The organism is Streptomyces griseosporeus (assembly GCF_014656055.1).
In the GTDB taxonomy this organism is placed as follows: Bacteria; Actinomycetota; Actinomycetes; order Streptomycetales; family Streptomycetaceae; genus Streptomyces; species Streptomyces griseosporeus.
On record NZ_BNBR01000004.1, the window covers coordinates 521,198 to 536,508 of the forward strand.

A 15,311-nucleotide genomic window follows, 5' to 3' on the forward strand; every position below is an offset into this window, starting at 1 on the left:
CGCGGCGGCGCCCGCGTCCTGACAGGTATGGAACCGCGGAAGACCCTGCCCCCGGACCGGCGGCCGGAAGGCTGCCTCGTCGTCGCTCTTCGGCTGCCCGTGCGGATCGTGGTCCTCGTGCTCGTCGTTCCGGTGCGCATGGTGTGGGACGCGCTCGTCGTCGCCGGGCGGGTCGTGCGGGACACCGTGCTGCGGCCGGTCGGGCGGGGGCTGCTGTGGCTCGGGCGGGCGGTGTTCGTGTGGCCGTTCGTGGCGCTGTGGCGGTGGGTCGTGGTGCCGGTCGGCAAGGCGCTCGGGTGGCTCGGGTACGTGCTGCTCGTCGTGCCGGCGGTCTGGCTGTACCGGTACGTCCTCACGCCGCTCGGGCACGCGGCCGCCTGGGTGTGCCGGGGGATCGGGGCGTCCTTCGTGTGGCTGTACGCGCGCGTGCTGACGCCGGTCGGGCATGCCGTGCTGTGGGCGCTCAAGGGGATCGGGGCGGTGTTCGCCGTCCTCGGGGGCGGGGCGTGGGCCGCCGTCACCTGGCTTGTGCGGTATCTCGTCGTCGTCCCCGCGCGGTGGGTGTACACCTGGCTGCTGCTGCCCGTGGCACGAGGGGTGGCCTGGGCGGTCCGGATGCTGGTGACCGGGGTCGGCGCCGTTCTGTACTGGACGGCACGGGTGCTGTTCGTGCTGCCCGCGCTCGCCCTGTGGCGCTGGGTGCTCGTGCCCGTCGGGCGGGTGCTCGCCGTCGTCGCGCGCGAGGTCGGGGAGGCGCTCGGGCACGCCTGGCGCGTCGCCGGACGGATCTCGCGCGCCGTCGGCCGGTTCCTCGGCACCCTCTTCCGGTGGATCTTCGTCGAGCCGGTCCGGTGGGTGTACCGCAGCGTGCTCACCCCCGTCGGACACGCCCTGCGCGCCGCCGTCCTCAGGCCCGCCGCCCAGGCCGCGCGCAGCGTCGGACGGGCCGTGCGGCAGACCCTGGCCGCGGCCCGGGACACCGCCCGGCAGACCCGCGCGGAACTGCGGCGCGCGCTGTTCGGCGCGCCCCGTGAGGTGGAACCGGCGGCCCGGCGGGAACCCGTCGGCCGCGACACACGTACTCTTGGTAGCAGTACGACCGCTCTCACGAAGGACTAGGACACTGGGCAAGCGACAGCCCGAAGGCCCGCCGCCCGCACCCGCGGTGCAGCGCATCCGACTGCGCTACACCAAGCGCGGCCGCCTCCGGTTCACCAGCCACCGTGACTTCCAGCGCGCCTTCGAGCGCGCGCTGCGCCGCGCCGAGGTGCCCATGGCGTACTCGGCGGGGTTCACGCCGCACCCGAAGGTGTCGTACGCCAATGCCGCACCCACCGGCACGGGCAGCGAGGCGGAGTACCTGGAGATCGCCCTCACACAGCACCGCGACCCGGAGACGCTCCGGATCCTCCTCGACGAGTCGCTGCCCGCCGGGCTCGACATCGTCGAGGCGGTCGAGGCCCGCACCTCCGGGCTCGCCGACCGGCTCACCGCCTCCGTCTGGGAGCTGCGGCTGGACGGCGTCGAGCCGGCGGACGCCGAGCGCGCGGTGGCGGCCTTCAACGCGGCCGGGACCGTCGAGGTCCAGCGCCTGACCAAGAACGGCATGCGCACCTTCGACGCCCGCCCCGCGGTCGTGAGCCTCGCGACAACCGCATCACCGGAAACACAGAGTTCGCAGGCTGATAGGCCGAGCGACCAGCCCTGTGCGATACTGCGGCTGGTTGTTCGGCACGTGACGCCTGCCGTACGACCCGACGACGTCCTGTCCGGTCTCCGCGCCGTGGCCGACCTGGCGCCGCCGGTCCCCGTAGCGGTGACCAGGCTGGCGCAGGGGCTGTTCGATGAAGAGACCGGCACGGTGACCGACCCGCTCGCGCCCGACCGCGAGGCAGCGGAGGCCCTTACGACGGCCGCCCCGGCTGCCGCCGCGACGGCGCCGGTGCCGGAAGGTTCCGCGTAGGGACGGACGTCGTAGCGCCGCCCTCGTACTCGGGAGCCACCTGGGTCGGGCAGCGCACCGACCAGAAGACTTTCGCCAGGCCGTACCGACAAGGCGTACGGAACCGGCGAGACAGGACACAGAGAGCTCCCGTGCGGCGCCCGCGCCCCGGACGGCGGCACACGCGCACAGCGCGAGCCGCGGACGTCACCGGCGGTCGATCCTCAGGATCGACGCCGGACCAGGTGCGGCGCCCGGGAGCCTGACGGGAGAAACGCCCGCATGCTCGAGCCGACCGAACCCACAGAGTCCTCCACGGGCTCCGAACTCAACACCCCCAGCGACACGCTGCCGCCGCGCCGGCGGCGCCGTGCCGCTTCCCGCCCGGCCGGTCCTCCGGCCGTGAGCACCTCCGACGCCCCCGTCGAGACGGTCGAGCCGGCCATACCGGCCGCTGCCGCCGACGAGATCGCGGAAGCCGTCGAGACGGAGGAGGCGCAGGCGGCCGAGGCCGCAGCGGCCGCCGCCGAGGCCGCGCCCGCCGGCCGGCCGCGCCGCCGGGCCACGCGCCGCGCCTCCTCGCCTGCCGGATCCCCGGCGGGCGCCGAGCCCGCGGAGACCGTCGTACCGGCCGCCGCCCCCGCCGCCCCGGCGGAGGAGCAGGCCGCCGAGGACACCGCGGTCACGGAGGAGCCCGCTCCGCGCCGCACCCGCCGCCGCGCCACGCGCCGCGTCACCTCGCCCACCGAGGCGCCCGCCGCCGAGGTCGTCGAGACCGCCGGGAGCAGCGCCGGCACGCCGGCCGCCGAGCCCGCCGCGCAGCCGGCCGCCGAGGTCGCCGACACCGCCGCGCTGCCCGCCGAGGCCGCTCCGGCCGAGGAGGCCCCCGCTCGCCGTACCCGCCGCCGGGCCACGCGCCGCGTGTCCGCGCCGGCCGGGGCGCCCACCGGGGCCGAAGAGGCCGCGGAGACCGCGGAAGCCACGGAGACCCCCGAGGCCGAGACCGAGCCCGAGATCGTGACGCCGGCCGCCGCCGAGGCGACCCCCGCCGCCGAGCCGGAGGCCGCCGAGGCCGAGGCCGCCCCCCGCCGTCGCCGCCGCGTCGTGCGCCGGGCCGCCGCTGCCGCCGGGGCACCCGCCACCGCCGAGCAGGCCGAGACCACTGAAGCCGCCGAGGCCTCGCGTGCCGTCGAGGCCACCGCCACCCCGGTGACCGCCGAGACGCCCGTCTCCGCCGGCGTCGAGACCGAGACCGCCGCCGTCACCGGCATCGCCGCCCCCGCCGAGCAGGCCCCCGCCGCCGAGGAGGGCGGCCCGCGCCGCCGTCGCCGGGTCTCCCGCAAGGCCGCGACCGGCTTCGCCGAGCCCGCGCGGCCGGCCGCCGAGGAGGCCGACGCGCCGCGCAAGCCCGCGCGTCCCGCAGTGGCCGTGTTCCAGGCGCCGGTGTTCACCGAGCCGAAGTTCCAGACGCCGGAGCGTGCCGCCGCGGAGGCCGCGGCCGAGGCCGAGGCATCCGTGACCGAGGAGCTGCCGGAGGAGCAGGCCGGCGGCCGCCGGCGCCGTCGCCGCCGGGGCGCCGGGTTCGGCGAGGAGCCCGAGACCGCCGCCGCCCAGCAGACCACCGCAGCCCCCGAGACCCCGGAGGCGGCCGAGCCCGTCGAGAGCGAGGAGGCCGAGGAGGCCACCGGTCTCGCCGAGGGCGAGGACGCCGAGGACGGCGAGGAGACCGGCTCGCGCCGTCGCCGCCGCCGGGGCGGCCGTCGCCGTCGCCGCGGCGAGGCCGCCGACAGCGAGGGCGGGGACACCGACGCCGAGGAGCTCGCCGCCGAGCAGGCCGAGCAGGACGCCGAGGACACCGCCGAGCAGGTCGAGGAAGACGCCGAGGACGGCGCGGAGGACTCCGCCCACGACTCCGACGAGGGCCGTGACGACCGTGACGAGCAGGGCGCCGGCGGCTCCGCCAGCAGCCGCCGCCGTCGCCGGCGCCGTCGCCGCGCCGGGGACGGCGCGGCCGAGGCCGAGCCGTCCGCCGACGACCCCGAGCGCACGGTCGTCAAGGTCCGCGAGCCGCGCCCGAAGAGCGAGCCGTCCGACGAGGTGCAGTCCATCAAGGGCTCCACGCGTCTGGAGGCGAAGAAGCAGCGCCGCCGCGAGGGCCGTGAGCAGGGCCGCCGCCGCGTGCCGATCATCACCGAGGCCGAGTTCCTGGCCCGCCGCGAGGCCGTCGAGCGCGTGATGGTGGTCCGCCAGCACGGCGACCGCACGCAGATCGGCGTCCTGGAGGACGGGGTGCTCGTCGAGCACTACGTCAACAAGGAGCAGGCCGTCTCGTACGTCGGCAACGTGTACCTGGGCAAGGTGCAGAACGTGCTGCCGTCGATGGAGGCCGCCTTCATCGACATCGGCAAGGGCCGCAACGCCGTCCTGTACGCCGGCGAGGTCAACTTCGAGGCCCTCGGCATGGGCAACGGCCCGCGCCGCATCGAGTCCGCCCTGAAGTCCGGCCAGTCCGTGCTCGTCCAGGTCACCAAGGACCCGATCGGGCACAAGGGCGCGCGTCTGACCAGCCAGGTCTCCCTCCCGGGCCGCTACCTCGTGTACGTCCCCGAGGGCTCCATGACCGGCATCAGCCGCAAGCTGCCCGACACCGAGCGGGCCCGGCTGAAGACCATCCTCAAGAAGATCGTCCCCGAGGACGCGGGCGTCATCGTGCGCACCGCCGCCGAGGGCGCGAGCGAGGACGAGCTGCGCCGGGACGTCGAGCGTCTGCAGGGGCAGTGGGAGGAGATCCAGAAGAAGGCGAAGAACGGCAGCAACGCGCCGACGCTGCTGTACGGCGAGCCGGACATGACCGTCCGTGTCGTCCGCGACATCTTCAACGAGGACTTCTCCAAGGTCATCGTCAGCGGTGACGACGCCTGGCAGACGATCCACGGCTACGTCTCCCACGTGGCGCCCGACCTCGCCGACCGCCTGCAGCGGTGGACGAGCGACGTCGACGTCTTCGCCACGTACCGGATCGACGAGCAGCTCGCCAAGGCGCTGGACCGCAAGGTCTGGCTGCCCAGCGGCGGTTCGCTGGTGATCGACCGGACCGAGGCGATGGTCGTCATCGACGTCAACACCGGCAAGTTCACCGGCCAGGGCGGCAACCTCGAGGAGACCGTCACCAGGAACAACCTGGAGGCGGCCGAGGAGATCGTCCGCCAGCTGCGGCTGCGCGACCTCGGCGGCATCATCGTCATCGACTTCATCGACATGGTCCTGGAGTCCAACCGCGATCTGGTGCTGCGGCGCCTGCTGGAGTGCCTGGGCCGCGACCGTACGAAGCACCAGGTGGCCGAGGTGACCTCGCTGGGCCTCGTGCAGATGACCCGCAAGCGGGTCGGCCAGGGCCTGCTGGAGTCGTTCTCGGAGACCTGCGTCCACTGCAACGGCCGCGGTGTCATCGTCCACATGGACCAGCCCAGCGCCCAGGGCGGTGGCGGCAAGCGCAAGAAGCGCGCCCGTGCCGGTGCCGGCGAGCACGAGCACGAGCACGAGGCCGCCGCGGCCGTGGAGCCGGCCGAGACCGCCGAGCAGGAGGCGGAGACCGAGGCCGAGGTCGTCGCGGAGGTGGCCGAGCCGGTCGCCCTGCCCGCGCCCGACTTCGCCCCGGACGAGGAGCTGTACAGCAGCGTCGCCGAGGCGGAGGCGGCCGCCGGCCGCCGTGGCCGCCGCCGGGCGGGCCGCCGGGCCTCCGCGCCCGCCGGTGCCCCGCGGGCCGAGGCACCGACCGCGCAGCGGGTGACCGCGCGGGAGGAGGCCGAGCGTCCGGTGCGGCGGGAGAGCGCCGAGGAGGCGCTCGCCGAGCCGGCCGCCGTCGAGGACGCCGTGGTCGCCGCACCCGAGGCTCCGGCCGCCGAGGCCCCCGCTGCCGAGGAAGCCGCGCCGAAGGGCCGTACCCGCCGTCGCGCCACCCGCAAGGTGACCGCGCCGGCCGGTTCGCCCGCCGGGGCGGAGGCGGCCGTGGTGACCGTCGCGGAGACGGCTCCCGTCGCCGAGGCGCCCGCCGAGGCGGCTTCCGTGGAGCAGGCCGAACCCGAGGCCCAGGCCGTCGCCGAGCCCGCCGCTCCGGCCCGTCCGCGGCGCCGCGCGGTCCGCAAGGCCACCGCGCCGACCGCGCCGGAGGAGGCCGCCGTCGTGGTCCTCCCGGCCGAGCCGAAGGCCGAGGCCCAGGAGGCCTCGGTCGCGGAGCAGGCCGCCAAGGAGGCCGAGCAGGCCCTCGTGGAGGCCAAGGAGGCCGCCGCCGAGGAGGCTGCCGGGGCCGAGGGCGCCGAGGCCGAGGGCGCCGAGGCTCCGGCCAAGAAGACGGCCGCCCGCAAGACGGCCAAGAAGGCCACGGCGAAGAAGGCCGCCACCAAGAAGACGGCGGCCAAGAAGACCGTGGCGAAGAAGGCGACGGCCAAGAAGGCGGCGAAGACCGCCAAGACGGCCACGGCCAAGAAGACGGCGAAGAAGACCGTCCCGGCCTCCGCCGACGAGAGCTGAGCCGTCAGGCTCACGGCACGAGGTGCGGCCGGTCTCCCCGAGACCGGCCGCACACCGCGTCACCGCCCGCGGGGCCCGGTTTGACCGTCTCGGCCGGGGCCCCGTACCCTAGACCGTCGGCGTGTCCACTGCACACGCCGTGCATCCCCGTAAACCTCTTCCTCCCGGTCACAGGGTTGGCCGGGAGAGGTCGCCCGTGTGTCACGGGCGGCTGGCCTGCGGGGGTCCGGTTCCCGAGCGAGAGAGTGAGATCCGCGTGTACGCCATCGTGCGCAGCGGTGGTCGCCAGCACAAGGTTGCTGTCGGCGACATCGTTGAGGTTGACAAGATTTCCACTGCCAAGGTTGGCGACACGGTCGAGCTCTCGACCCTGCTCGTTGTCGACGGCGACGCTGTGACCAGCGACCCGTGGGTGCTGGCCGGCATCAAGGTCCAGGCCGAGGTCGTGGACCACCACAAGGGCCAGAAGATCGACATTCTGCGCTACAAGAACAAGACCGGCTACCGCCGTCGTCAGGGCCACCGCCAGCAGTACACGGCGATCAAGGTCACGGCGATCCCCACGGCTGCGAAGTAAGGACTGAGGAGAGATGGCACACAAGAAGGGCGCATCGTCCACCCGGAACGGTCGCGACTCCAACGCCCAGCGGCTCGGCGTGAAGCGCTTCGGCGGTCAGGTCGTGAACGCCGGTGAGATCCTGGTCCGTCAGCGCGGCACCCACTTCCACCCGGGTGCGGGCGTGGGCCGTGGCGGCGACGACACGCTGTTCGCCCTGCAGGCCGGCGCGGTGCAGTTCGGCACCCACCGTGGCCGCAAGGTCGTGAACATCGTCCCGGTCGCCTGATCGGACACTTTCGCGAGGCGGACCTCACTTCCCGGTCGGGAAGGCGGGTCCGCCTTTCGCGTGTTACGTAAGAGACATTCCCGTACGTTTCTGGAGGCACTGAACCATGACCACCTTCGTGGACCGCGTCGAACTGCATGTCGCCGCGGGTAACGGAGGTCACGGCTGTGCCTCCGTCCACCGTGAGAAGTTCAAGCCGCTCGGCGGCCCGGACGGTGGCAACGGCGGGCGCGGCGGTGACGTCATCCTCACCGTCGACCAGTCCGTGACCACGCTGCTCGACTACCACCACTCGCCGCACCGCAAGGCCACCAACGGCAAGCCCGGCGAGGGCGGCAACCGCTCCGGCAAGGACGGCCAGGACCTGGTCCTGCCGGTGCCGGACGGCACGGTCGTGCTCGACAAGGCGGGCAACGTCCTCGCCGACCTGGTCGGCCACGGCACCTCGTACATCGCCGCCCAGGGCGGCCGGGGCGGCCTCGGCAACGCGGCTCTCGCCTCCGCCCGCCGCAAGGCGCCCGGCTTCGCGCTGCTGGGCGAGCCGGGGGACGTGCAGGACATCGTCCTGGAGCTGAAGACCGTCGCCGACGTGGCGCTGGTCGGCTACCCGAGCGCGGGCAAGTCCTCCCTCATCTCGGTGCTCTCCGCGGCCCGCCCGAAGATCGCCGACTACCCGTTCACCACGCTCGTGCCCAACCTGGGCGTGGTCACCAGCGGCTCCACCGTCTACACCGTCGCCGACGTGCCCGGCCTCATCCCGGGCGCCAGCGAGGGCAGGGGCCTGGGCCTGGAGTTCCTGCGGCACGTGGAGCGCTGCAGCGTCCTCGTGCACGTGCTGGACACGGCCACCCTGGAGTCGGAGCGCGACCCGGTCACCGACCTCGACGTCATCGAGGAGGAGCTGCGGCAGTACGGCGGCCTCGACAACCGTCCGCGTATCGTCGTCCTCAACAAGATCGACGTACCCGACGGGCGGGACCTCGCCGAGATGGTGCGGCCGGACCTGGAGGCGCGCGGCTACCGCGTCTTCGAGGTGTCCGCGGTGGCGCACACCGGCCTGAAGGAGCTGACGTACGCCCTCGGTGAGCTGGTGGCGAAGGCGCGGGCCGCGAAGCCCAAGGAGGAGGCCACCCGGATCGTCATCCGGCCGAAGGCCGTGGACGACGCGGGCTTCACCGTTACCCGCGAGGACGTGGGCGGCGAGCCGCTGTTCCGGGTTCGCGGCGAGAAGCCCGAGCGCTGGGTGCGGCAGACCGACTTCAACAACGACGAGGCCGTCGGCTATCTCGCCGACCGGCTCAACCGCCTCGGTGTCGAGGACGAGTTGATGAAGGCGGGCGCCCGCTCCGGCGACGGCGTGGCGATCGGTCCCGAGGAGAACGCGGTCGTCTTCGACTGGGAGCCGTCGGTGACGGCCGGTGCGGAGATGCTGGGCCGTCGCGGTGAGGACCACCGGTTCGAGGCGCCGCGTCCTGCGGTGCAGCGCCGCCGGGACCGGCAGGCCGAACGGGACGAGCTTGAGCAGGAGTTCGACGGCTTCGAGCCGTTCTGACACCCACGCTGACATGAGTGAGGGCCGGCCCCCGACGGGGGACCGGCCCTCACTCACATCCGGGTGCTCAGCGCTCCAGGAACGCGAACAGTTCCTCCCAGCGGTCGGTGATCGCCTGCGGCGAGAAGCGCTGCACGTTCTCCCGGGCCAGGTCGCCCATGCGGTCGCGCAGTTCCGCGTCGTCCATCAACCGGCCGAGCTGGCGGGCCAGTTCGGTGGTGTTGCCGAGGCGGGCGAGCAGGCCGTCCTCCTCGTCGTTGATGATCTCGCGGACGCCGGGCGCGCAGTCGAACGCCGCGCACGGCACGCCGGTGGCCATCGCCTCCAGCAGCGCCAGCGGGAATCCCTCACCACGCGAGGACTGCACGAAGACCGACGCGCCGTGCAGGGCGCCCACCACGTCGTCGGTCTGGCCCATCCACTCCACGGAGCCGTCCAGGCCGAGGCGGGTGCACTGGGCCTTGAGCATGGCCTCGTCGGGGCCGCCGCCGTAGATCCGCAGCCGCCAGCCCGGGTGCTTCGGCGCGACCTCGGCCCAGGTGTCCAGGAGCATGTCGATGCCCTTCTGGTGGCCGAGGCGGCCGATGCTGGCGACGACCTTCTCCGTCCGCGGGGACGCGGTCTCGGGCATCATCGGCAGCGGGTTCGGCATGAAGCCGACGTTGTTCAGGCCGCGGCCCACCCACAGGTCGGCGTCCTCCTGCGTGAGCAGCAGCAGGCGGTCGACGTCCTTGTAGTACTTCTGGACGCGCCCGAAGCGGGAGGAGCCCTTGGAGTACTCGTACGACTCGTGGCTCATGCCGATGACCGGGTGGCCGGCCGTGTCGGCGACGGCCACCCACTCCATGGCCCACACCTGCGTCACGATGATCATCGCGCCGGGGCGGGCGGCCCGGAAGATCGTCGACAGGCGCTCGGCCGCGGCCTTCATGCCCTCCTCGCGGGCCGCCTCACGGCGGCGGGCGGCGAGGTTGGCGCGGTCGCGCAGGGAGCGCGGCTGCCAGCGGCCGGGCGGGCGCTCGTCGTAGAGCGTCACGGTGTCGAACGGCGGGTTCTCGCCCAGGTCCATCGGGACCTCCGGCGGCGCGATGCCCACGATGGTCACCCGGTGCCCGCGCTCCGCGAAGAGCTCGGCCATCAGGGCCTGCCAGCGAGCAACACCGCCCAGCTCGTTGACCTCGTTGGCCACGAAGATGATGTCGCGCTGTGTCATCGGGCTTCTCCCTGGTCGCCGAAGAAGCGGTCGACGATCCGGGCGGCGGCATCGCCCCGGTCGTACTCACCGTACTGGGTCATGAATTCCTTGAGCCGCCCCTCGTGACCGGTCGCGAGGGCGTTGAGGTCCGACAGGGCCTCGAACAGCTCCTCCGCCGTGTCGACGACCGGGCCCGGCGCCTGCTCGCGCAGGTCGAAGTAGGTGCCGCGGCTGTTGTTGACGTAGTCGTCCCAGTCGTAGGTGAAGAACACCATCGGACGCTGCAGGAGCGAGTAGTCGAACATCACCGACGAGTAGTCCGTGATCATCACGTCCGACAGCAGCAGCACCGGGGTGATGTCGGGCTCGTTGCTGACGTTGACGACCCGGCCGGCCACCGACGGCGGCAGGGTGACGCTGTTGAGGTAGTGGGTGCGGATCAACAGCGTGAACCGGTCGCCGAAGCGCTCCGCGAACTCCTCCACGTCGAAGGGGAACTCGAAGTTGCGCACGCCACCGCCGGTCTTCGCGCGGAACGTCGGCGCGTACAGCACCACCGGCTTGTCGCGGCGGATGCCGAGCCGCTCGGCCAGCTCCTCGGCCGCCGGGTCGAGCGTCGCCGACTCACGCGCCCGCACCAGGGCGTCGTTGCGCGGGTAGCCGGTGCGCAGCAGCTTCTCCTCGGGCAGGCGGTAGGCCCGCGCGAGGGTCTTCTCGTCGTGCTCGCCGCGCACCACGAAGTGGTCGAAGCGGTCGATGGCCTTCTGGTAGGCCTGCTGCTCGTGCTCGGGCATGACCCGGTAGAACGGCTCGTCGAAGCCCATGCGCTTGAGCGCGGACCCGTGCCAGGTCTGGATGTACGTCGTCTCCGGACGCTTGGCGAGCTTCAGCGGGAAGCCCTGGTTGTCGACCCAGAACTCGGCCTGTGCCAGCGCCCTGAGGTACGGCCACGACCAGCGGCGCACCAGCTCGACGTCCTTGGGGAAGCCGGTCGGCTTCGCCCCGGCGTACGACCAGATCGCCTTGACCGGGATGCCCCGGCGCTTGATCTCCTCGTAGATCGCGCGCGGGCTGTCGCTGTACTGCTTGCCGAGGTGGCTCTCGAAGACCACCGTGCCCTTGCGGACCGGCAGCAGCTTGATCATCCGGTGGTAGGCGTCGATCTTCGTCGGGCCGGAGTTGAGGTCCTTGCGGACCGCGACTGCCTTGCGCAGCATCTTCTTCGCCGCCTCGGCGGGCGCGCTGTGCATGTTGTTCTGCACGAGCGCCGAGGTGCGCTGGGCCAGCTTGCCGTGCTGGGTGAGCCGGAAGGCGAGGTGGCCGTTGGCGGTGGCGTGCGGCTGGATGCGGTCGGCCATCATGCGGCCGAGCCGCGGCCGGATGCGGATCTCGCCGGCGCCCTCCAGGTCGGTCTGCCCGACGGTGAGCTTGCTGATGGTGGTCTCGCCGTCGACCTTCAGGTGCAGACGGACGTCCCACACGTCGTCGATGATGCCGACGGGACGCAGCTTCTGCGCCAGCGGGGCGACCGTCTCCCAGGTGATGGACTCGCCCTCGTGCCGGATCACCCGCACGGGGAAGCGGAACGACTGCAGGCTCTTGCGGCGGGCCCGGAACTCCAGCTCGCCCTCCAGCCGGGCGTCCGGCGCGACCACCCCGAGCGGGTTGACCAGCGCGCCCGCGAGGGCGACACCGGCCGGGTTCTCCGCGTACCGGGTGACCGCGTTGCGCAGGCTGAGCTTGTGCACCGGGCGGTCGTGGTAGCCGAGGTCGGTGACGTCGAGCACGGCGCGGCCCAGCGGGTCGTCCAGGTGCTGCTCGCACCAGAAGATCCGGCCGTCCTTCTGCACCAGCGGGCTGGAGACCTTGTGCTTGTTGGTGAGCGTGTCGATCGCCGGCATCAGGTGCTCCCAGTCCTCCCGCAGGAGGAGGTAGGCGCACAGCCGGTGGATCGGGGTCAGCTCCTCGTAGGCCTCCTCCGGGAAGTCCGCGATGTAGCCGCGGGCCATCTCGGCGAAGCGGTGCCGGTAGTCGTCGTCGAGGAACGGCAGGTCACGCAGGTACAGCACGAGGTCGTGCTTGAGGAACTTGCGGTCCTTGTGCAGCTTGAGGGCGTCGTGGCCCTCCGCGGCGAGGATCCGGTCGATCCGGCGGTGGATCTCCAGCCGGTCGGCGAAGTTGCGGATCTCGTTGCGCCGGTTGCTGATCGACTTCTCGGCGGCCTTCTCCACCACGTTCCAGTGGTAGACCGTGTTCGGGATCAGCGTGATCTTCGACGCGGCCAGGTAGGCCTGCGCGGAGAACAGCAGGTCCTCGTAGTGGATGCCGCGCGGGAACGTCAGGTTGTTCTCGAGCAGGAACTCACGGCGGTAGCACTTGTTGGTCGACAGGGTGTCGAAGACCATCAGGTCGGGGATCTCCGCCACCGAGTCGAAGGTGCGGGTCTCCTTGTACAGCCAGTGGTACCACTTCTGGGTCTTGCCGGTCCGGCTGTCGATGTGGACGCGGACGCACAGGCCGGACACCAGGTCGGCGCCGGTGCGCTCGGCCGCCTCCAGCATGTTGCGGCAGGCGTTGGGCTCCAGCGTGTCGTCGCTGTCGAGGAACATCACGTACCGGCCGCGGGCGACCTGGATGCCCTGGTTGCGGGGTTCGCCGCAGCCGCCGCTGTTCTCCGGCAGCTGGATCGCCCGTACCCGGTCCGAGGCGGCGGCCAGCCGCTGTGCGACGTCGAAGGAGCCGTCGGTGGAGTGGTCGTCGGCGACGATGACCTCGACGTTGTGAAGAGTCTGGTCGAGGACCGACTGCACCGCCGTCGGAAGACGTTCGGCGTCGTTGTAGACGATGACGACGACGCTGATGTCGGGCGTACTGTCGTGGTGCTGGGACACTGCAGCGGCTACCTCTGGTCAGTGGACGGTTATCGGGTCGGGCGCGGCCGGTATCGGCCCCGGGGGAGGTGCGGGGGTCCGCTCCTCCAGCGGTATGACGGGAGGCAGGTCCTCGGGGCTTTCTCCGAGGAAGACGCGCCGGACCACCCTCTCGGCTGCGTGTCCGTCGTCGAAATCACAGAAACGCTTCCTGAAGGCGGCCCGTGCCGCGGCGGCCTTGTCGTCGCGCCACGCCCCGGAGCCGAGCAGGCCGATCAGCTCGTCCTGCGTCGTGGCGACGGCACCCGGCGCCTCCTTCAGGATGTCGAAGTACGTGCCGCGCACGACCGAGTAGGTCTCCCAGTCGTCCGCGAAGATCACGATCGGGCGGTCGAGGTTGGCGTAGTCGAACATCGCGGAGGAGTAGTCCGTGATGAGACCGTCCGCGGCGAGATACAGCTGTTCGACCTCCGGGTGCCCGGAGACGTCGACGATCCGGCCGGCGGACTGCATGTCCGCGAGGCGCGGGGAGCTCTTGTAGAAGTAGTGGCCACGCACCAGCAGCGTCACGTCCGGACCGAGCCGCTCGGCGACCTTCGCCAGGTCCAGGCGCGGCACGAAGCTGTGCTGGTACTCGCGGTGCGTCGGCAGGTAGAGGAAGGCCGTGGTGCCCTCGGCCAGACCGAGGTCGGCACGGGCGCGGCGGACGTCCTCGGCGGTCGCCCGCAGCAGGATGTCGTTGCGCGGGTAGCCCGTCTCCAGGCTGGTGTACGCACACGGGTACACCCGCTCCCAGACGGCGGTGGAGAACCGGTTGGAGCTGATGCTGTAGTCCCAGCGGTCGCAGCGGCGCAGCAGCTTGTCGAAGTCCATGTCGGTGGAGGCCGGGTACTTCTGCTGGTCCAGGCCCATCGACTTCAGCGGCGTGCCGTGGTGCGTCTGCACATGGATCTGGCCCTCGCGCTTGACCACCGCGTCGGCCCAGTTCACGTTGTTGACGAGGTACTTGGCGCGGGCGAGCGCCGCCCAGTACTCGCGCGAGCCCACCGTCACGTAGTCCACGCCGGCCGGGACCTTGTCCACCGCGTCCGCGCGCACCGCCCACACCCGGCGGATGTGCGGGGCGAGCCGGCCCACCTCGGCGGCGATGGCCGCCGGGTTGCAGGTGACGCTGCGGTTCCAGTAGGCCGCGAACAGGGCGAGGTTGTCGTCCAGGGGCAGCCGCAGCTGGGAGTGGTAGAAGACGCCGAGCGCGCCGCGCCGGGAGCGGCTGATCGCGGCGGCGGCGCGGGTGCGGACCTTGCGGCGGACCGCGTTGGCGCGCAGCGCGCTGGACATCGCCATGTACGAACCCCGGTGCAGCAGCGCGTACTTGTGGCCCCACGGGCCGGCGGGCCGCTGGAAGTCCCCGGACAGCCGCTTGCGGTAGTCGGCAGAGGCCCGTTCGTAGAACTCGGCGCGCGCGGAGGCCGGCAGGCGGTCGGGGCGCTCCAGCAGGGTCAGGTAGTGGTTGGCCATCTTGCGGAACAACGGCTCGTGCCACTGGGCGAATTCGGGGTGTTCGTCCACGAACGCGAAGACACGGTCGTACTGCTCGAAGATGTCGAAGTGCTTGCGGCTGGTGGTCCGGAGGATGTTGCCGCCCTCCCGCCGCTGGCGGTAGTGCACGACCACCCGGTCGAGCACGGCGATGCGCTCGGCGCTGATCAGCGTGGAGAACGTCCAGGGGGCGTCCTCGTAGTAGCCGGGCGGGAAGGTGAAGCCCCAGCGCTCGACGAACTCGCGGCGGTAGGCCTTGTTCCAGACGATCTGCAGCAGCTCCAGCAGCCGCGGGCGGTCGGCCAGCCGGAAGACGTCCGGGCCCTCCTGCTTGAGCAGCTCGGCGCGGTTGTTGGGCTGGACGCGGCCGTCCCAGTAGGTGCGCGCGTAGTCGTAGACGAGGACGTCGGGGTCCCCGGTGGCCTCCAGGCGGGCCGCGATCGCCGACAGCGCCCCCTCGCTCAGCGTGTCGTCGCTGTCGAGGAACAGGACGTAGTCCCCGCGTGCCTGTTCCAGACCCGCGTTGCGCGCCGGGCCCAGCCCCACGTTCTCCGTGAGGTGGATCACACGAACGCGGGAGTCCCTGCGTGCGTACTCGTCGAAGATGGCCCCGGAGCCGTCCGGCGAGCAGTCGTTCACCCCGATCAGCTCGAAGTCCGAGAAGTCCTGCCCGAGGACGGAGTCAAGACACTCGGCGAGGTAGCCCTGCACCTTGTACGCAGGGACGATGAGGGAGAGTCGAGGCATCCTTACAACCTGTTCCGGGGGCTGGCCACGGGAGCGCGTGCGGGGTCACGGTCGCCCGCCGGCGGCCTGAGGGGGGCGCCGCAGTCCTCAG

The 15,311-nt window shown here is 72.4% G+C and carries 9 protein-coding genes; 6 read left to right on the plus strand and 3 right to left on the minus strand.

From position 1 onward, the window contains the following. Positions 1-27: 27 nt before the first annotated feature. The 6 genes from IE308_RS21340 (at position 28) to obgE (ending at position 8,869) form a co-directional block, all read left to right on the plus strand. Positions 28-1,119, plus strand: a complete 1,092-nt coding sequence (locus IE308_RS21340) for a hypothetical protein (RefSeq protein ID WP_190219156.1) — start codon at positions 28-30, stop codon at positions 1,117-1,119. Positions 1,120-1,165: 46 nt separating this feature from the next. After that, positions 1,166-1,963 carry a TIGR03936 family radical SAM-associated protein gene (locus tag IE308_RS21345; protein WP_190219157.1) on the plus strand — a complete coding sequence of 266 codons (798 nt, stop codon included), beginning with the start codon at positions 1,166-1,168 and terminating at the stop codon, positions 1,961-1,963. Positions 1,964-2,224: 261 nt separating this feature from the next. Next, positions 2,225-6,472, plus strand: coding sequence for an Rne/Rng family ribonuclease (locus tag IE308_RS21350; RefSeq protein WP_190219158.1), 4,248 nt, complete (start codon positions 2,225-2,227; stop codon positions 6,470-6,472). Between the two features lie 256 nt (positions 6,473-6,728). Then, positions 6,729-7,049 (plus strand): 50S ribosomal protein L21, encoded by a 321-nt coding sequence (rplU, locus tag IE308_RS21355; RefSeq protein WP_071367434.1) that lies wholly within the window; start codon positions 6,729-6,731, stop codon positions 7,047-7,049. Between the two features lie 13 nt (positions 7,050-7,062). After that, positions 7,063-7,317: a 50S ribosomal protein L27 gene (rpmA, locus tag IE308_RS21360; RefSeq protein ID WP_110628143.1), complete on the plus strand. Its 255-nt coding sequence runs from the start codon at positions 7,063-7,065 to the stop codon at positions 7,315-7,317. A 106-nt stretch (positions 7,318-7,423) separates the two neighbouring features. Then, on the plus strand, positions 7,424-8,869 hold the full coding sequence (obgE, locus tag IE308_RS21365; protein ID WP_190219159.1) for a GTPase ObgE: 1,446 nt from the start codon (positions 7,424-7,426) through the stop codon (positions 8,867-8,869). Positions 8,870-8,936: 67 nt separating this feature from the next. On the opposite strand, the gene IE308_RS21370 is transcribed toward obgE, so the two are convergent. From IE308_RS21370 to IE308_RS21380, 3 genes are read right to left on the minus strand one after another with little or no spacing between them, the layout of a single operon-like run. Beyond that, entirely contained in the window at positions 8,937-10,082 is a 1,146-nt protein-coding gene (locus IE308_RS21370) for a glycosyltransferase family 4 protein (RefSeq protein WP_190219160.1), read from the minus strand. After that, positions 10,079-12,955, minus strand: coding sequence for a bifunctional glycosyltransferase/CDP-glycerol:glycerophosphate glycerophosphotransferase (locus IE308_RS21375; protein WP_190219161.1), 2,877 nt, complete (start codon positions 12,953-12,955; stop codon positions 10,079-10,081). Before IE308_RS21375 ends, IE308_RS21370 begins: the two co-directional genes overlap by 4 nt. Before the next feature lie 18 nt (positions 12,956-12,973). Then, a complete protein-coding gene (locus IE308_RS21380) occupies positions 12,974-15,220 on the minus strand; it encodes a bifunctional glycosyltransferase/CDP-glycerol:glycerophosphate glycerophosphotransferase (RefSeq protein ID WP_190219162.1) in 2,247 nt (748 codons plus the stop codon). Positions 15,221-15,311: the final 91 nt, after the last annotated feature.

Bases quoted from the DNA above. Each gene is read 5' to 3' on its own strand.
- obgE (WP_190219159.1), top strand. From the start codon at position 7,424: ATGACCACCTTCGTGGACCGCGTCGAACTGCATGTCGCCGCGGGTAAC.
- IE308_RS21380 (WP_190219162.1), bottom strand. From the start codon at position 15,220: ATGCCTCGACTCTCCCTCATCGTCCCTGCGTACAAGGTGCAGGGCTAC.
- IE308_RS21350 (WP_190219158.1), top strand. From the start codon at position 2,225: ATGCTCGAGCCGACCGAACCCACAGAGTCCTCCACGGGCTCCGAACTC.
- rpmA (WP_110628143.1), top strand. From the start codon at position 7,063: ATGGCACACAAGAAGGGCGCATCGTCCACCCGGAACGGTCGCGACTCC.
- IE308_RS21340 (WP_190219156.1), top strand. From the start codon at position 28: ATGGAACCGCGGAAGACCCTGCCCCCGGACCGGCGGCCGGAAGGCTGC.
- IE308_RS21370 (WP_190219160.1), bottom strand. From the start codon at position 10,082: ATGACACAGCGCGACATCATCTTCGTGGCCAACGAGGTCAACGAGCTG.